This is a genomic window from Wolbachia endosymbiont of Mansonella perstans, assembly GCF_020278605.1.
Classification (GTDB): Bacteria; Pseudomonadota; Alphaproteobacteria; order Rickettsiales; family Anaplasmataceae; genus Wolbachia.
This window is the reverse complement of sequence record NZ_JACZHU010000001.1, coordinates 1-18,521: the sequence shown is the minus strand read 5'-3', so window position 1 is coordinate 18,521 and position 18,521 is coordinate 1. Positions and strand designations below refer to the sequence as shown.

The 18,521-nt window shown below is 35.7% G+C and carries 16 protein-coding genes and 2 pseudogenes; 6 read left to right on the top strand and 12 right to left on the bottom strand.

All coding sequences use genetic code 11. The features are described 5' to 3' along the window. The first annotated feature begins 45 nt into the window (after positions 1–45). On the top strand, positions 46–372 hold the full coding sequence (locus IHO13_RS00090) for a hypothetical protein (protein ID WP_225537178.1): 327 nt from the start codon (positions 46–48) through the stop codon (positions 370–372). Beyond that, positions 360–887: a hypothetical protein gene (locus IHO13_RS00085; protein WP_225537177.1), complete on the top strand. Its 528-nt coding sequence runs from the start codon at positions 360–362 to the stop codon at positions 885–887. The genes IHO13_RS00090 and IHO13_RS00085 overlap by 13 nt, the downstream gene beginning before the upstream one ends. A gap of 256 nt (positions 888–1,143) precedes the next feature. On the opposite strand, the gene IHO13_RS00080 is transcribed toward IHO13_RS00085, so the two are convergent. From IHO13_RS00080 to IHO13_RS00070, 3 genes are all read right to left on the bottom strand, one after another. Then, the gene (locus tag IHO13_RS00080) at positions 1,144–2,313 is read right to left on the bottom strand and encodes a CCA tRNA nucleotidyltransferase (RefSeq protein ID WP_225537176.1); all 1,170 of its coding nucleotides are present in this window, start codon (positions 2,311–2,313) and stop codon (positions 1,144–1,146) included. 87 nt (positions 2,314–2,400) lie between these two features. After that, a complete protein-coding gene (locus tag IHO13_RS00075; RefSeq protein WP_225537175.1) occupies positions 2,401–2,634 on the bottom strand; it encodes a hypothetical protein in 234 nt (77 codons plus the stop codon). A 54-nt stretch (positions 2,635–2,688) separates the two neighbouring features. Beyond that, the gene (locus IHO13_RS00070; RefSeq protein ID WP_225537174.1) at positions 2,689–3,039 is read right to left on the bottom strand and encodes an OTU domain-containing protein; all 351 of its coding nucleotides are present in this window, start codon (positions 3,037–3,039) and stop codon (positions 2,689–2,691) included. A gap of 203 nt (positions 3,040–3,242) precedes the next feature. Here IHO13_RS00070 and ychF point away from each other — a divergent pair. Next, a pseudogene (ychF, locus tag IHO13_RS00065) lies at positions 3,243–4,339 on the top strand (redox-regulated ATPase YchF). Positions 4,340–4,365: 26 nt separating this feature from the next. On the opposite strand, the gene IHO13_RS00060 reads toward ychF, so the two are convergent. Together IHO13_RS00060 and glpX are read right to left on the bottom strand one after the other, a co-directional pair. Continuing rightward, a complete protein-coding gene (locus IHO13_RS00060; RefSeq protein ID WP_225537173.1) occupies positions 4,366–5,373 on the bottom strand; it encodes a hypothetical protein in 1,008 nt (335 codons plus the stop codon). A gap of 91 nt (positions 5,374–5,464) precedes the next feature. Next, positions 5,465–6,391, bottom strand: a complete 927-nt coding sequence (gene glpX / locus IHO13_RS00055; protein ID WP_225537188.1) for a class II fructose-bisphosphatase — start codon at positions 6,389–6,391, stop codon at positions 5,465–5,467. A gap of 318 nt (positions 6,392–6,709) precedes the next feature. On the opposite strand from glpX, the gene IHO13_RS00050 reads away from it, so the two are divergent. Then, on the top strand, positions 6,710–6,907 hold the full coding sequence (locus IHO13_RS00050; protein WP_225537172.1) for a hypothetical protein: 198 nt from the start codon (positions 6,710–6,712) through the stop codon (positions 6,905–6,907). Between the two features lie 612 nt (positions 6,908–7,519). Further along, positions 7,520–7,687, top strand: a complete 168-nt coding sequence (locus IHO13_RS00045) for a hypothetical protein (RefSeq protein WP_225537171.1) — start codon at positions 7,520–7,522, stop codon at positions 7,685–7,687. A 38-nt stretch (positions 7,688–7,725) separates the two neighbouring features. Here IHO13_RS00045 and ppdK read toward each other — a convergent pair whose 3' ends face one another. The 6 genes from ppdK to dnaG all read right to left on the bottom strand — a co-directional run bounded on the left by ppdK (position 7,726) and on the right by dnaG (position 16,503). Continuing rightward, complete coding sequence (ppdK, locus tag IHO13_RS00040; RefSeq protein ID WP_225537170.1) at positions 7,726–10,371, bottom strand: pyruvate, phosphate dikinase; 2,646 nt, start codon at positions 10,369–10,371, stop codon at positions 7,726–7,728. A 295-nt stretch (positions 10,372–10,666) separates the two neighbouring features. After that, positions 10,667–11,251, bottom strand: coding sequence for a hypothetical protein (locus IHO13_RS00035; protein ID WP_225537169.1), 585 nt, complete (start codon positions 11,249–11,251; stop codon positions 10,667–10,669). Positions 11,252–11,688: 437 nt separating this feature from the next. After that, the gene (locus IHO13_RS00030; protein WP_225537168.1) at positions 11,689–12,417 is read right to left on the bottom strand and encodes a hypothetical protein; all 729 of its coding nucleotides are present in this window, start codon (positions 12,415–12,417) and stop codon (positions 11,689–11,691) included. Between the two features lie 620 nt (positions 12,418–13,037). Beyond that, complete coding sequence (locus tag IHO13_RS06000) at positions 13,038–13,145, bottom strand: hypothetical protein (RefSeq protein ID WP_458695358.1); 108 nt, start codon at positions 13,143–13,145, stop codon at positions 13,038–13,040. A gap of 495 nt (positions 13,146–13,640) precedes the next feature. Beyond that, on the bottom strand, positions 13,641–13,907 hold the full coding sequence (locus IHO13_RS00025) for a hypothetical protein (RefSeq protein WP_225537167.1): 267 nt from the start codon (positions 13,905–13,907) through the stop codon (positions 13,641–13,643). An 832-nt stretch (positions 13,908–14,739) separates the two neighbouring features. Then, on the bottom strand, positions 14,740–16,503 hold the full coding sequence (gene dnaG / locus IHO13_RS00020) for a DNA primase (protein WP_225537166.1): 1,764 nt from the start codon (positions 16,501–16,503) through the stop codon (positions 14,740–14,742). A gap of 159 nt (positions 16,504–16,662) precedes the next feature. Between dnaG and ubiG the strand changes: the two are divergent. Then, positions 16,663–17,835, top strand: a pseudogene (gene ubiG / locus IHO13_RS05820) (bifunctional 2-polyprenyl-6-hydroxyphenol methylase/3-demethylubiquinol 3-O-methyltransferase UbiG). Between the two features lie 329 nt (positions 17,836–18,164). Here the strand turns inward: ubiG and IHO13_RS00005 are convergent. Next, a complete protein-coding gene (locus tag IHO13_RS00005; RefSeq protein WP_368666858.1) occupies positions 18,165–18,350 on the bottom strand; it encodes a hypothetical protein in 186 nt (61 codons plus the stop codon). Between the last annotated feature and the right edge of the window lie 171 nt (positions 18,351–18,521).

Genomic DNA, 18,521 nt, shown 5'->3' with positions numbered 1-18,521 from the left:
TCTAAAAATAGAGAACTTGAGGAGGAAAGGTCTAAGGTAGCACGTTTGAAAGAAGAATCAATTCAATCCAAAATAGAACTTGTAAGTGGCATAGTGAAAGCTTTCGAAGATCCAGAAAGAAAATGTATGAGAACAGGTAGTTTAACGTTGTTAGATGAAGAATTAGGTTCAAGTGTAGAAAAGTTGTCTGACCAATTATATAAAGCAAAAAGTACAGAAAGGCAACATCCTCAAAGCACTCAGGGACCTCAACAACAATTGAAGGGAGAAATAATTGACTTAGAAGGCAAATTAAAGATTGAGCAGTTGCAAAAGGAACAAAAGCAAATAGAAAAATTGGAAGAAAAGCAATTGACTAAATGGATAGTTTAAAAGAGCTAGGTGTAGTGAGTTTAGTGGATACAACATCTACTGCAAAGTCAGGTCAATCAGGGTTGTCAAAAGCTCAGAACTTTGTTGGCAAAATGTTTTTGAAGGAGAAGGATCCCAATAACTTTTTATCTAATAAAAATAAAGGATTAAAAAGAGGTTTTCCTGAATTTAAAGAAAAACACTTTTGTCATAACGTACTTGATAAGGTTGTAGAATCTCTATCAAATCAAGATGATGGCAAATCTGAAAGCAGTAAGCTGCTTAAATTGTTAAAAAATAATTTGATGGAGTCTGAGAGAGAGCTTATAAAAGCTAAGGTTAAAGAAGTTGTCAACGAATATTGTAACATTGGAAAAAATATAGATAAAGAATTACGAGATGGCACACTGAAAACCAAGTTTTTATCTCCTGTTGGAAAATGCATAAAAAAGTTGAAGTTGAATGAAAAAGACTATGCTATAGTAGCATCTATCTGGAATAGTTTTTATAGCAAAAATAACAATAGTAACGACTAAAAAAAACTACTTAGAGAAATTATTGCGGAAAAGTTAACAGAAGTTAAAATGAAGCGTTTTTCAAGCGAGATTCAAGAGTTGCAATTGACATCAAGTATAAAAGATAAAATTTTATTCCCAGGCCAGAAAATGTGTAATCAGATTTGTGGGAAAGGAAATGTATATCGACTCAGAGCTGGAATTAACAAAATAAATGACATACTTAACTCTTTTCTGAGCCGCACTAGCAGCACTGCAAGCATACACTCATTGAGCATTAAAGCAGGCTCTTAGCATAAAGTAACAACTCCTCTTTCGTTAAGGAATAGGAGTTATCTTTCCAATGTTGCTTTAATAACTCTAAACTTCTACCTAAACTTTTCCCTGACTGATAACCTATATCCATCAAATCATCCCCAGATAAAGGAAATTTTGGAATATCGAACACCTTAGCAAATGAGATGTATTCATCAACATTTGTTCCAGACTCAACACCACAGATTTTGACCAAATCACAATATAATTCCCTACCAAACAAGGATATGTATTTTTTTTGCTCTTTTTCTGAAAGCTCTGTTTTGATATTATTGGACAGTAGGAATAGCAGCTTTTTCCTTTGCTTGTTTGAAAGATGTAGAAACTTGCTTACGTACTCTCCAAGATTTAGCTTGTCTTCGGTAGTTCTAAGGAGCACTGCTAATTTTACTATTGCATCAGCACAAAAAAGAAGTGGTAAGGACAGAATTTCGCATTTTACTTCTTTTGGAATAAATTTTTGCAAAACATCAGATTTTTGCATGCTCTTAAGCGTTGGAGTGGGATTATCACACTCCAGCAATCTAAACATTTCGTCTCTTATCCTTTCTCCAGAGAGATTTTGGATCATGTGCGAATGCTTTTTGCATACATCCAATATTTCATTACTCAAATCTCCAACGCATATTTTTGCGTGAAACCGAAATACTCTAAAAATACGCAGATAGTCTTCCTTAATTCTATCTTCAGCATTACCTATAAAGTTTAACCTCTGCGCCTTTAAATCCTGAATGCCACCGAAGTAGTCATATATATGGCCATGCTTGTCTGCATATAGGGCATTAAATGTAAAATCACGCCTTGAAGCATCAGCTTGCCAATTATTGGTAAATTCTACTTTCGCATGTCTACCGTCGCATTGAGTATCATACCTTAGCGTTGTAATCTCAAAAGATCTTTGGTTTAAAATTGCAGTGATAGTTCCATGTTTCAGGCCGGTTGGAATGGTTTTTATATTGTGAAGTTTGAGCGCTTTAATCGTTTGACCAGGGAGTAGGTCGGTAGCGAGGTCAATGTCGTGAATGTCACGCTGCAGAATTGAGTCCCTTACACATCCACCGACAAGCCTTGCCTCACCACCAAATTTCTCTATGGCATCAATGATTAAACTAGTCTCACGGTCAACTTGCATTTAGGTCAGTTCACACTACAGCTCATATTATATGAAGTGTTTACAAAAAGCCCTATATAAAAACATACAGGGCTATGAAAATTTACCCTACTGGCATGATATAGCTTTGAGCTGTTGATAAGATACTTTTTCTACCTTTGTTTCTTCCATTTGATCATTATAGTCTAGATTATCTAATAACAGACTACCTGAAGAAGTAACAAGGCTATGTATGTGACCCAAGTTACCAAAACCCTGCATATTTTCTAGCAATTTACTCGCTTTATTAGAGTTAACTTTTTGTAGTCTTTGAGTAAGTGATTCGTTAGAGTTAGAATTCATTATTGCTTGCTTAATCTTTACACTAAGCTTACTTCTGCCTTGAGACACCTATCGTTACAAAAACTTAAAATGCGATTGATCCTCAACAATATACGATTTTACATTATACTTCTCACAAAGTATCCTGCCTTCAATACCAGAATTACCCCATCTATCATTATGCATAATGTTTACCTTATAATCATCTACAGTTTCACTACTACGAGTAATTGCATCTGTAAACCACTTTGGCGGATTGTTTTGTGCAAATTCTTTACAATCTTTTCGCAACTGCTTTATATTAACTTTGATTCCCTGCTGCTGTTCTAGACGTTGCCTGAACGAGTCAAAAAAACGGCTTCCATCATCAATTGCTTGTCCTACATGGAAATTACCAGGATAAGGTTTACTACTTGCAAGAGCCATTTCTTATGCTCTGGACCCCTAAACCTTTTCGCGCTTTCACATCGTAAAAATTGCCTGGCAGTTTCAATTTCTTAGCTGTAGTTATAGTTTCTACTTCTAATATAAGCTATATACTACTATACTAACAAAATTGTTAATAAGTAGATAATTAAGTATAGCAAAAATTTTTAAATTATGCAAGAATTAGAATTTATATAGTGAATATGAGCTTTAACTGTGGCATAGTAGGACTGCCAAACATAGGAAAGTTAACTTTATTTAACGCGCTCACACAATCAAGTACAGCCAAAGCTGCAAATTATCCTTTTTGTACAATTGAGGCCAATATTGGCAAAGTGCCAATAAGAGATCAACGCTTAAAACAAATCGCAGCAATTGCCAGCTCAGAGAAGATAATTTACAATCAATTAGAGGTTGTAGGCATTGCAGGCTTGGTAAAAGGCGCGAGCAAAGGTGAAGGACTCGGTAATAAGTTTCTAAGTCATATTAGAGAAGTTGATGTTATCGTTCACTTGCTCAGATGCTTCACAGATAATGATATTAGCCACGTACATAATAAGATAGATCCAATATCAGATGCTGAAGTAGTAGAAATGGAACTAGTCCTAGCTGATATTGATAGCATAGAAAAAAAGGCTACCTCAGCTGGAAAAGAAAGCAAAGCAAGTTGATAAAGAGCTAAAGAAACAACTTGATTTAATACAAGAAGTCTTAGCTACTTTAAAACTCGATAAACCTGCAAGAAGCTTGGAGCATATCGATAAAGATGAGATGAAGTTGCTTTAATTGCTGACAACAAAGCCTGTTATGTACGTCTGTAATGTTGAAGATACAAATATCACAGCTGGCAATGAATTATCTAAAAAAGTAGAAAAGATGGCAGAAGAGAACAAGAGCAAGTTTTATTGTATCTCAGCAAAACTTGAAGCAGGAGATTGCAAGTCTTGAAAACGAAGAAGAAAAACAGAGTTTTTTGTCAGAGTTTGGCTCGCAAGAGTCAGGGCTCGATGGAGTAGCGCGTATTATGTATGAAGTGCTGAGTATGATAACTTTCTTTACTGTAGGGCCAAAAGAAGCACGTACATGGCCAGTAAAGATAGGATCAACAGCTAATAAAGCAGCAGGTGTGATTCACACTGATTTTGAGAAAGGCTTTATAAAAGCAGAAACTATAAGTTTTGCAGACTATGTATAATATGGAAGCGAATCAGCCTGCAAAGAAGCAGGAAAAATTCGCTTTGAAGGCAGAGATTATACTGTGCAAGATGGTGACATAATGCACTTTAGGTTTAATATGTAACAGACCATCTACCTCTTCTTAGCTAGCTAGTTATTGACAGCAGCTCCTTGCTGAGGAGAGGAAATTCCTTCTTCTACAGCTACTTCCTTATCAATAGCAGAGCTAGGTACACCGACAATAATATGCTCACGTGACTGTATATTCTCTTTCTCCTCACGTGGTGTTTGCTGGACTAGGCATTCTCCTAAAACTTCGTGTAAAGTTTTGCCCCCTATAAGTGCAACTCCGTTTTGCTTAGCTAGTTCTAAAATGTCCTTTGGTTCAACATCTTTACCATCAATAACTGACTTTTTAACACTAACCTGGCCAGAATTCACGCTTAAAACAACAGTACAGTTGAGATCTTTTTTAAACTCATCTTTTGCACTCCAACTAATTTCAATGTCACATATTGCAAATTTTGTAAAGGAGTAGTTCCTCTGTTGCTCCTCACTTTTCTCAATTGTTACTACTCTTTTGCCGTTACTATATATTTTTGCTCTTTTTACTTCGCTTTTTTCTTCTTCAATTCTTTTAATCTTTTTGCTAAAAAAGCTGCTGGTTTCTAAAGTCTGTCCAGGTTTAGTAATGTTAATATTAAGGTTCTCATGAATGTTGCGGTTGTGCCCTGGACACGCTACATGATATCCATTAAAGAAAGCTGCCAGATCACTATTTAAAAACTCTTTTGCATCATTTACCCCTTGCCCAATTCTATCAGAATATATCTTCATCCTCTCCCTAAACTTCTCTCTGACTTGGGCATTACACTTCTTACTTATTATGTCCATTATTTCTTTTTCCTTATGAAATACCACATCGATAAAGAGGAAAACATTCTTCTTTCTTCCATAATATTTTGCTATTTTATCGAACGGGTTCGCCTCTTTACCTTCATTATAATTTATGACGTTCAAAGCATCACTACATGGATTGTTCTCAAAATCCAATTTTTCAAAATCCAATAATATGTTTTGTATCTCAAGATTGTCATCAAGTTTATGCTTATCCTGAGAAGTTCCTTGTAAAATCAGGTTTTCTTTAGAGTTGAACATTATGCCCCCCTTATATTTCCAACATAAAAGTAGTATACTTAATACTTGTATTCTGTAAAGCTAAAATTTAGGTGTGTCAACACTAAAAAAATTAGCATAAATTCTGCGTTGTTTGCAACTTTATCAGCTTGTTAGGCAATATTATTAAAGAATTAGTTGAACAGATGTTATGATTAAATTTAACTCCATCCACAAGTTCTCCACTTGTTACTCCAGTTGCAATGAACACTGATTTGCTTCTTGTCATATCTTTTACGGTGTAGATTTTTTCTAGGTCATGGATATGCAAATTTTTTGCTTTTTCTTTTAACTGATCTGTGTCAAATATCAACCTTCCCTCCATCTGTCCACTGATTGAGCTTAGCGCTGCAGCTGCAAGCACTCCTTCTGGCGCTCCTCCTGTTCCAATATACATATCGTGATTGCCATTCACTAGTGAGACCACAGCAGCAATATCACCATCATCTATTAGTTTAATTTTTGCGCCTAACTTCCTGATTTTCTGTATTAATTCATCATGTCTTTCACGTTTAAGTATAGTTACTGTCAGATCGCTTACTTTACATCCTTTCGCCTTGGCTAAATTATCCAAATTCTTTTCAATACTATTTTTTAATGAAACTACACCTTCTGGAAGATTTTTTCCTACTGCTATTTTTTCCATATAAACGTCAGGTGCGTGCAAAAAATTACCTCTTTTTGTTGCAGCAAGAACGGACATTGCTCCTTGTTTATAATGAGCGCAAATCGTAGTGCCCTCAAGTGGATCAACGGCAATATCAATCTCAGGGACACTTCCTGTGCCAACTTTTTCTCCGATGTATAGCATTGGTGCTTCGTCCCTCTCCCCCTCGCCGATCACAATCGTGCCATTTATTTCCATGGAGTTTAGCACTGTCCGCATCGCATCAACTGCAACCTGATCAGCCTTTTTTTCATCACCAAAGCCTATTAACTTATGTGCAGCAAGAGCTGCAGCTTCGGTTACTTTGACTAACTTATAAGCTAAATCTTCTATCATTTGCTGGAGATAAAGCATTCAATATACATTATGCCACTTGAAACTGCAATATATCTTGACTGATTGCGGGAAAGTTGTTATAATAAACTAACATGTAGTAGTGATAGATACAATGATAAGGTTGCCAGCCTTAAAGATTTGCAGAGGAGATTAATAAAGAAAAGCTAAGTTTAAAGAAGTTAATCCCCAAGGTGAATGTGAAGGAGGTCGTTCATTAGGAAGTCTATTTCTAAAATATGCAACCGAAGATAATAACTTACGCGTTGAGGGTTTTCTCATTACAAATGGGTTTTTAAGCTTCCTCAACAAGAGCAAATGACTGCAGAGGTAAACGAGGAAGAGGAGCAAAAGACACTTAATATTGCAGGAAATAAAACGGAAGCTAGCTCGGCAGATTATGATAACTTCAGGGATATTGAATTTACTTTGTCATACGACAAGATAAAGGAAATTGCACCCAAAAATCCTAATATAACTGTAAAGGAGTTTTACAAAAAGTTAAAAAAAAGGTAGAAGCAAGCACAGATAAAGAAAGAAATACAAAAATTTTTGATTTATTTGCAGGCGCTGTCCATTCCGGAGCGAGTACTACCAGTAACCGTAGTGATTTCCAAAGATTGCTAAATTGTTTGCAGGTTTAGACAACATAATTTATTTGAAAAGTCGGCCTTCCAAGGCTATATTGGATATAACTGCAAAAAGTAAACAAGCCGATGTTGTAGAGATACTTTTGAAAGCGGTAAGTTTGATGAGGAAGAAAAGTTTAACGTTTTGTACCTTGCTATAATTCAAGATAATATCCAGGAAGTTAAGCTGTTCTTAGGTCGCATAAGCAATGAAACCATGCTAGCGGCCTTAGAAAGTGGCCATGTAAAACAGGCAAGAAGAAATCACTGAGATGCTCTTAAACTTGATTACGCCAGAGACACCCAACGTAAATGAAAATGCTAACCCAACTAACAAATCAAGTGATAATAGGAGAACTAATAGCTTCATAAATACTCAAATTTCTCCATCAAATGAAGAGGAAACTAATATAAAAAAAGCAAGGAGAATTTTTATACCTCATTAAGGAACGATATTATTGGAGTTGTTATTACAGGGTTATTCATTGCTGCTGCTGTAATGGTTCCATCTATAGCTGGTGCAGTGGTTTACGGTATTGTCGCTGCTTTAGTTCTAGTAGCTATTGGATTACATGTAAAAAATTCTACATTGCCAAGTTATAGAGAGATGGAAGAAAATAAAGTTGAACATGTAAATTTAGAAAATCGTACAAACGTTGTGACTTGAGAGACCAGGGAAAGTAGCATGTAACGCTGAAATTTAATTTATTTAACATATTTAGATTTGACGCTAAATTGCGCTGCTACTAATTTCGCAATCGGTACTCTATAGGGTGAGCACGAAACGTAATCAACCCCTGATTTAATAAGAAACTCTATAGATTTTGGATCTGCTCCATGCTCTCCACATATGCCAAGTTTTATTTCTTTTCGAGTTTTTTTGCCTCTTTCAATGGCTACCTTGATTAACTCCCCTACCCCTTCAGTATCCAGCACTTCAAATGGATCATTTTCGAATATGTTGTTTTCTTTATAGGAATTGAGAAAACTAACTGAATCATCCCTTGAGAGCCCCATGGTTGTTTGCGTTAAATCGTTAGTGCCAAAACTAAAAAATTCTGCGTGTTTTGCTAATTTATCGGCAATCAGTGCTGCCCGTGGCAGTTCTATCATTGTTCCGATTGAATAAGCTTTGTCTGATGTTATTCCAGCGATGACAGAAGATTCTTTCTTTATTAACTCACATATCAGTACAAATTCCTTCTCATCCATAATAAGAGGAATCATAATTTCAGGCCTAATTTCTGCCTTTTTTTCTTTTCTCAGCTCATCTGCGGCGCTAAGTATTGTCCTAATCTGCATGCTGTATATTTCAGGATGAGAAATGGCAAGCCTGCAGCCTCGGTGACCAAGCATTGGATTTTTTTCTGACAACTGTGCTATTTTATTTTTTACTAATTCAACTGGCTTATTCAGCGATTTAGCGATTTTTTCTATGGTGAACTGATTGTTAGGTAAAAACTCATGCAGAGGTGGATCAAGCAAACGTATGGTAACCTCCTTGTTCTCCATAATAGAAAATATCTCTTTGAAATCAGACTTTTGCATTTCTTCTAATTTGCTCAATGCACTCGCTCTTTCGATCTTATCGTCAGCTATTATCAATTTTTGAATGAACTCAATTCTGTTACTAGCAAAAAACATGTGTTCGGTACGACATAAGCCTATACCTTCTGCACCAAATTCTTTAGCAATTCTTACATCTTTTGGAGTATCAGCATTTGCTCTCACCTTGATCGTTTTAATTTCATCTATCCAGTTGATTATCGCTTTGAATTCTTGCGATAACTCAGGCGAAATTGTAGGAAGAATGCCAAGCATCACCTCACCCTTTCCACCATTGATGGTAATTGGCTCACCTTTATTTACTTTTGTATCTCCTACAGAAAAGAAATTTCCGTCTTTATCTATATATAGTCCACTTACACTGCAAATGCACGGCTTACCCATTCCACGGGTTACAACAGCAGCATGTGAAGTCATTCCTCCTCTCACCGTTATTATACCACTTGCAGCATTCATTCCATTAATATCCTCAGGACTTGTCTCTAATCTTACTAAAATTACTTTTTTACCCTGCTCTGCAGCTTTTTCTGCATCATTTGGGCTGAACACTACATATCCTGAAGCCACACCTGGAGAAGCCGGCAGCCCCTTTCCTATTACTTTTTGATCACCCTTGACTTCAAGAACTGGATGCAGTAAGCCATCAAAAGTTTTTGGATTAATTCTCAATATTCCTTCTTCTTTTGTAATCATTCCTTCGTTTACCATATCAACTATTATGCGCATAGTAGCCTCATCTGTACGTTTACCAGACCTAGTTTGCAAAATCCACAACTTGCCGTTCTGCACAGTAAATTCAACATCTTGCATATCTTTATAGTGCCTTTCAAGCTTTTCACATACATCGCACAATTCTCGGTACACACTTGGCATCAATTTCTCCATGGTATTTTCTTGCTCCCCGTCAACTGGCATAGGGGTGTAAATACCGGAGACCACGTCCTCGCCTTGAGCATTGACCAAAAATTCACCAAAACACTTTTTCTCCCCAGTTGCAGGATTACGTGTAAATATCACACCGGTTGCAGAATTGTTGTTCAGATTACCAAAAACCATTGCTTGTACATTGACTGCAGTTCCAAGGGTTTCAGGAATGTTATTTATTTTTCTATAGGAAACAGCTCTGTCGTTTTGCCAAGAAGCAAACACCGCATTTACTGAGCTGAGCAACTGTTCTTCAACATTCTGTGGAAAATGTTCTGCAGTTTTTTCATATACTATCTTTTTGAAATTGTCAACGATCTTTCTTAAGACATCAATATCAAGACCAGCTAAACTTTTTGCACCATTTTTTTGTTGTTCGTTATCAATAACGCTTTGAAACAGGTGATGATCAAGCTGTAGCACAACGTTGGAATACATCGTAATAAAACGGCAGTAGCTATCATAGGCAAAACGTTCTCCACTTTTTTTTGCAAGTCCAACAACGGTTGTATCGTTTAAGCCAACATTTAGGATTGTATCAAGCATACCTGGCATTGAATTGACGCCACCAGAGCGTATGGAAACTAGTAAAGGGTTATCTGAGTCCCCGAATTTACAACCGATATCATTTTCAAGAATCGCTAGGTATTTTTTGATTTCGTTACCCAGATCGTCAGGCAATCTATTACTCTGGTGATAGTCCTTGCAAACAGAAGTGGAGATTGTAAAACCAGGTGGAACGGAAATACCAACGTTGCACATTTCCGCTAAATTTGCTCCCTTTCCTCCCAGCAGATTTTTCATTTCTGCATTGCCTTCACATTTGCTTTGGCCAAAGTAATATATTAACTTTTCTTCCATTGTTTCTCCAGATTTTCACTATAAACACATTATACGTATGATTCCAACAAATTTCTCAGGACTTGAAATTATAGGGTAATAAATTTTGCAAAATTTGGCAATAGCGTTTCTTATGGTAATAAGTAAAATCAAAAGATGAATTATTATCAATAAGAATATATAATATAGAGACATTTTAAAAAATTTTTTATGGCTTTTTCTAACTTGGAAAATGAGTATGTAGCTGAAGATACCAACTACATGTTTTTAGTAGAAATGATTTTTGTAAGGCTATAAAAACACGAGTTTCAATACCTTATCTTGGATTATCCACTTCAGAGTTTAAGTCTTTAACAGTAGATATGCCTGACTCATCTACCACCTTTAGTAGCTTGCCAAGGCTATGCTCTATTTTTGTCTCAAATTTAAAGCCCAATTTTTCACAAGCTCTTTGAAAATACTCAATAGTAATATCAAATAAATTCTTACCATCTATTTTGTAGTTTTTTAGTTCTCTAGGAACGGTAAGAGATACTTTACCTTCTTCATATGTCACACTTTCACCCTCCCATCTCAGTTTAAACTCCACTGAATTTTGTAGATCGTATATAAAACCTTTCTGGCTCTCATATATACCTTTGTTTGTACTAAAATTGAATTTCAGACAATTAGGATCATCACAACTCATATAAATCATTTCTCTGCAGAAGAGATTTTGGACTTTTAGGAAACACATGTCTAATAGTACTTGACACTGAAAAGAAAAGAATTCCATGTACCCAGACCTGTTATAATAAATTATTAATTCTTCCATAATAGAGTTTGGGAATTTTTGCACCAGCATGCCAAAATATTTTTGTAAAAGCTGCTTTAAGAAATAAACGATAATTCTCTTTTCCATTTTTATCTTGCAGAATTAGATTTTCATATTTCGAATACAACCCTTTAATAGACTTCTTAGTTATTTCTTGTCCATTAACAGTCAGCTCTGGTTCTGCTATAAGGCCATTATACGTTATGTTGTAAGAGTTATGCTAATTTTGCTTACTTTTTTCTTTTGCAGCTCTAAGATAAGAATACTCAGACTTCTCCGTTTGAACTTTCAACGTATAACTATTTTTTTCGACATGTTATACCTCTACCACTAATGTTATGTATACTAATTATAACATTAAGTTTATTGAATTTTAATCATTCAAGACCTTCGCTTCTGTATTACTCAGCGAATCACCATAAGTGACTGCCCTAAAGAAAAATTGCTTGTTTTTAGCTTACAGTTTAGAGACATCTGCTTTAAAGAACTTTCTATATTAGAAATAGAAAGTCCTTTAATAACTGTTATGCAAGCAATAGCTTTTCCACTGTCATCTGGTCTACTTTCGCCTTTTCCAGTTTGCTGCTTAACTTTTGTTTACGGTATAACTTCTCCCTTTTAGTCCAGGATAAATTATTTCTTCCTACAACTTCAATAGGATCATAGTTACCATTATTACAGCTGAACAAGAATAATTTGCATGTGCTTATTGGCCTATCATCTTTTGTAATCCTAGTATCAACTCCACGTAATGTGCTTGCTTGAGTCAAATTGAGAACGTTTATAGACTGTCCAACAAGTTGAAAAATTTCGATATCATATAGCTTTTGTATTCCCTCACTTTCGAGATTGAAAATGTGTCGAACCGCATCAAAATAATAACTAGAATCCTCATTTATTGCTTGCTTACAATTGTCCATTGCATCTGATAAGCATCTTTTGAAGTGTGCTTTCACTTCACTAAAAAATTCCTTGTGACTTAGTATTTTACCTTTATACCTAGAAAAATTATCAACTATTGCATCTGAATTGCCTATCACAATGCAATCGTTGTTAAAGCAAAACCCGAATGATTTTCTACATTCATCATAGTTACTATCTACCATATCTGCTACACTAAGGTGTGCACAGTTCTCCTTTTTAGATCTGAGCATAATGCTCCTCAACAATATTTTTTCAGGAATAGTTATACCCTTTCCTATATGACCACCAACGACACTCAAGGAATCAAAGTCTATATATTCCTCCTTCATGTTTTGTGAACTGCTTTGAAAGGGCAAGAGCAATTTATCTGAAAGTATCTATTTCAATGGAAAAGTATGTTCTTTGTTCATCTGTCATATTATACATATGCTTAAAGAAGTCCTTAATACTGATATCTTTACCATCTATTTTCCACCCTGTATCTATTTCACTCCAGTCATATTGGTGTAAGTCTACAACGTGTACTCCTTTAACTCCTTGCAGTTCGTGTTTTAAATCATCTATTTGATTTTTCTCAAACCTAGGGCTATTTATAATTAAATATATGTCCCTCTCTTCTTTAATTTATGATTTTTGATTGCATCTAAAATAATTAAGGGAACTGTTTTTGCCATCTGATAAAGATGCACCGTATACCCTCAGTACCCAAGTTAAGTATTATTTGTGTTTCATTAGATAATTTTTTTGCGTGATTAGCCATTGTCTTAATTGATTTTATGTTACCGCGCTAAGTACAACAAATTTTCAATAAAATGCAAATAAAATGCCTGAATGCGTAATTTAAGTAGCTTTCAAGAGCTCAAATATTCCTGCTTCCCATTACCCAACGAACCACCATGAGTGACTGCTTTTAGGTAAAATTTTCTTTCTTGCTGCACTTTAAAAAATATTATTGAATCATCAAGCAGAACAAATTTTTCACTGCTGTGTTCTTGTACTCTTTAGTGCCTTCTTGCCCTCTTATTAGGTCACTAAGCTTATATTTACTTTTATCTATAAGCTTAGCACTCTGGAATTTTATTACTTTTTTTCCAACTAGTGCTAACGCAACTGGGCCATGAATGACAGCTTACCAAAACACAGCACTACTATAATTTCTTCATTTGTAGACTCCATTACATACCCGTAAGTGGACTGCTCATTTATGCTTGCGACAGGATTGTAACCTTTCTAATTCCCTTCCTTACCAGATAAAGTAAGGCTTACAATACTACCTTTAATATACGGTAAATTAATCATTTTTATGATAATCTTGCTTATGCAAAAAGGAGGGTATTCTTTTAGCATAGGCGACCTCGTTGAAAGAAAAGAGAGTTCGTATATAGAGTGGTCATAAACCAACACCAATCATTTGAATGGCCATGCTTCTAACATTTCATCTTTACAATTCTTACCGTGTGTCTTTTCTTACCGTCTGAAATTCTATAACATTACCTAGCACAAGCCATGCATATTTTATCGGCAGCTTAAAATTGTATATATTTCTCTCTTGTCACGAAGAATAAAGTAAAACTTCAGCTATATTTTGCGTCTCCCCTTCCTTCATGATTAGCGGTATTTCAACCGTTGCAGCATTGTCCTGCTTTGGCAGCTCGGCATACTTCGTATCAATTAGATAACCAAAATTGCGGTTAAAATAAACAACGTCGACCTTATTGTTCAAATCTCCAACTGACTTGCACCCACAAGTTGTATTGGCTTTGAGCTGTGATTGAAACAATTTCATCAACTGGTGTTTCAGTTGTAACTCCCCTACCATTTTAAGCAAATTTTAGCTTAGAATTCCGCTAACGTCGCTTGTATCAGACTGATCGCTTTTTAAACCTGCCTTTTGCAATAGATAAGACAAAACGTAAGAAATATTAAGTTGCGAAATTTTTCCCTCAGTTCAAGCCCTGACTGCCATAACTGGCAGTCAGCCCACATATCACACAAATTGGGAAAATAAGAAACGGTCTTGCACCCCGTGCCCAGGGAAACATTTTTTCACCTTGATGGACTTTTTTGGAATTGTTGAGCCAGTGTATTGTAGTGCTAAAGTCATGAAAGTAGCCTAATGATGTTATCCCCACATGATATCATTCCAGTGCTCCGACACTGGGATCCAGTTCTCCATAAAAATGGTGCATTTTAACATAGTTTTTATGCTCACCTACTTGATAAAATTCCAGGTTCCAGCTCCACGCACTGGAATGACAGGTCTATAGGTGTCATTCAATGCCTTCCTTGTCATCCAAGTAGCTAACACTGGGATTCTTGATACTACTTTAGTAGTAGATATTTAAGAAACTTACCAAATAAGAAAAAAAGGCAAAAGAAACCCTGAATGGCAAGTTTTGACTCTATAATACTTCAAATTGGTGTTATAATAATTTGCTGACGCTTAGTTTAAGCGCGATTTGGCCGAATGTAGAAAAAGTAAAAAGGACATGTAGCCACTATAATTTGATACAATCCACCGAAAAATACCCTGAGTTTTTTACTGGATTTTGTCATTGAGCCTAGAGATTAAAAACAAGTTTTCAATCAGAAACATCCTTGCTATTATAAAGGGAGTTGAAAGAATTTTTCAAGTAAATTCTGCATTTAATCTATCTATTTTTGATAAACTTCATTTGCATTTCCTGTATACTATCCTCTATTTGTTTTATTTGTTCTATTAATCTTTCCTCTAGGCCAAAATCACCACCTAACCTTGCTTTGATTTTTTCTTCTTGTAACACGTTTAGTTCTTTCCGTAACACTATGTTATTCCATGCAATTTCTGCTGATTCTCTCTCGTTTAATTGGCTATTTAATACGCTAGTCTTTTCAAATATAAACCTTACGGTTTCAATATTATTGGACTGCTCAAATTCTCGTAATAAAGCCTCTTTATTAAGTTCGCTGCCATTATTCGCCACACCAGTTATGTGATGCTGTAATTTTTTCATCTTGGCATTGATAAACTCAAAATGAGAAAACTGCTCAAAAAATATAGGATGGTGTAAGATCTCGGGAAATTCTACTACTATACGTAGAATTATGGCTTGATTTTGCTCTGCTTCAATTAGCTCTGGAGATTTGCTGCGCAGATATTCACCTTTCACTACTCTAATTTTACTGCCAAAAATCTGCTTTTTGAAGCTTCTTCTTAGTTCACTGGCCTTATTGTAAAAATAATCTTTATAATACCTTCTAATACTGCTGTTACCAATAGCATTGACATATTCCATGAATTTGTGCTCAAGAACTGAATATTTTTCTGGAGCAAGGTTTTCGTAGCTCTGTAGGTCACTATTGACTATGTGATGCCATAAATATTCAGAGTGCAGTTCTGTTGAGCGGTTAAGCGCAGAAAGTACGTCTTCCTTCTTATATTCTAGCTCATTGCATATATCGTATGGGTCTTTATCGCTCGGCAAAGTCACAAACTTTAATGTGTACCCAGGCTCCAATATTGACAGGGCAAATTCCGCAATCCGGGTAGCGGCACGACGTCCAGCACTATCGCCATCCATACAGATGGAGATTTCTTTAGCAAATCTCCATAGATTTTTTATCTGCTCTGCAGAAATTGAAGTGCCAAGCGGGGCAACTGTATTGCTAATTCCTGCTTGATGTAGTGCTATTACATCCATATACCCTTCAACAACAAATATGTGTTGTTTTTTGCGTATTTCGTTTAAGGCAAGGTTTAGCCCGTATAAATTCTCCCTTTTTTTGAAGAGCTGACTCCCTGGGCTGTTTAAATATTTCGGCTGTTGCTCAAAACTCAGTGCACGTCCACCAAAACCAATAACTTTGCCTGCGATGTTGTGTATAGGAAATATCAGCCGATCATAGAAATAATCGCAAGAATTCTTATTTATTAATCCGACATCGGTCAAAATTTTATCTTCAACATCTGAGGAGTTTAAATATTCCTTCAAGCCAGAGCTTGGCGCATAACCTATCTTAAATTTATCTATGATTTCGGGTGAAATCTTGCGTTGCTTTAAATAGTCTATAACACCTTGTTTTTTTTGTACAAACCAGTTTGCAGCTAAATTCAGCGTTGAAAACAATTTGTCACTTTCTTTGGTAATATTGAAGTTTTTAGGTAACTCAACACCTGCAACTGATGCTAGCCTTTCCAACGCTTCTTTAAAGCTTAAGCCCTCAGTTTGTGAAATAAACTCAAATACATCGCCATGGGCTAAGCAGCCAAAACAGTGATATGATCCCCTAGTGTTATTCACAAAAAAAGACGATGTTTTTTCATTATGAAATGGGCAAAGTCCCACGAAATTATCTCCGCTTTTTATCAGCCTGACTTTCTTACCTACTATGTCAGATAGTAACAGTCTTGATTTTACAATATCTATATAATTCATCTTACTTGTCGAATGAGTTGCAGGATAAAATTATACAGAATTTATGCTGTCCTGACCCGAAATTTATTTCAAGCTCCAAAGATCAGGAGCACTAAATGGCTTGACAAAAAACTCAAAATAAATTACCCATGTTAGATACCTTTAAGTCATAGTTTTTATATGTTAGATGTAGTATCAATTGCCTCGGACCACGCCGGTTATCAATTAAAATCAGAGATAAAGCTTTACCTGGAAACCTTGGGTTATGCAGTGATAGATTGTGGCTGCACTGCTAAGCAAAAGAGTGTAGATTATCCAGACTATGCTGTCAAAGTTGTAGAAGATATAACGAACAAAAAAGCAAGTTATGGGATATTAATTTGCGGTACAGGACTCGGTATGAGTACCTTAGCGAATCGTTTTGAAGGAATCTACGCTGCTTTATGTAATAGTGTTGAGATTGCGAAATTGGCTCGCGAGCATGGCAATGCAAATGTACTGTGTCTTGGTGCGGGGTTTACTGCAAGTGGATTAGCGAAAGACATAGTCAAGCAATTCCTCGAGACAGAGTTTTCAAAAGAAAGTAGACATAAAAAACGCCTTGATAAACTCAGCAATATAACTTCTTCTAGTAAATAAAAGAAAACACAAACTTATAACGAAGATGAAGTACCAAAATTCGCTAAAATGGCAGGAGAGTGGTGGGATGAAGATGGCAAATTCAAGCCATTACACATGATGAATCCTGTGAGAGTATCATACATTATTGAGAAAATAAAAGAGTTAAAAAAATGCGATTTAAAGGAATTATCATTGCTTGATGTTGGTTGTGGTGGAGGCATTTTGTCAGAGTCAATGGCTCGGGTTGGCATTAGCGTTGCAGGAATAGACGTGTGCAAAGAAAACATAAAAGTGGCGGAGTTACACGCGAAAAAAGTAGGATTAAATATAGAGTATACGCATACCAGCATTGAAGAACTGAAAAATGACAAAAGATATGATGTGATTCTACTTATGGAAGTAGTTGAGCATGTAGACAATTTAGAGCTTTTCATGAAAAAAGCGATAGAACTACTAAAACCAGAGGGACTGATTTTTATATCGACAATAAATAGAACTATCAAATCCTTTTGTCTTGCAATAATTGGTGCAGAGTACATATTAAACTGGCTGCCGAAAGGCACGCATAACTGGAAAAAATTCCTCAAGCCATCAGAAATTGCAAACCACCTAAAAGAAAATAATGTCACACTACAAAACATGGCTGGCATGGAGTATAACGTAATAAAACGTGAGTGGAATTTAACTAAAGGTGTGGATGTGAATTATATACTTTGTGGGGAACTCTGTTAGATTCAATGCATAGTAGACCTTTAATATAATAAGGTTTTTTTATATAAAGTACTACATTGCCACACCCTTGAAAGATCCTTAGTGTAACCTCTTTGATTAGTGATTGTAGAGTCAGGAGGACAACAAATATATTGTTCCTTATTATGTTTGTCAGGAGATATATCACACTGTTCAACCACAAGTCCATGCCCAGTAACAGCAACACATTTTCCACTATCCAATGTTTGTCCTCTCTTAAGACAATAAACCTCTTTTTCTGTTATCGCTTTTGTAATCTGGGGACCACCAAAAAACACAGCAATAAACACACCAAGCGAAAAAAGTGCAGGTCAAGGCACTCTGCCAAATATTGCAAGCAAGTTTACGCCAATTATCACCATTGTGATCATTGGCACACCCATTCCATGAATGTAGCGTATTGAACTACACATTACATCTGTTGCTCCATCAGCGTGTGCGTCAAATACATGGGAGAAAATTAACACTATAAGTAAAATTTTAAGAGAATTTTCCATTATTCTTTCAATAATTTCTATTTTTTTACGTTCTATTATTCCTCATTTTGGTTAAGTTTGAGTGAATAGCTTTTCCCAATGAGGTTTAGTAGTATACGCTTTGTGTTGTGATAATACCAAATTCCAATGGGAAATTAAAAAATTTCCCTACGATTAGAGATTTAGCGAACT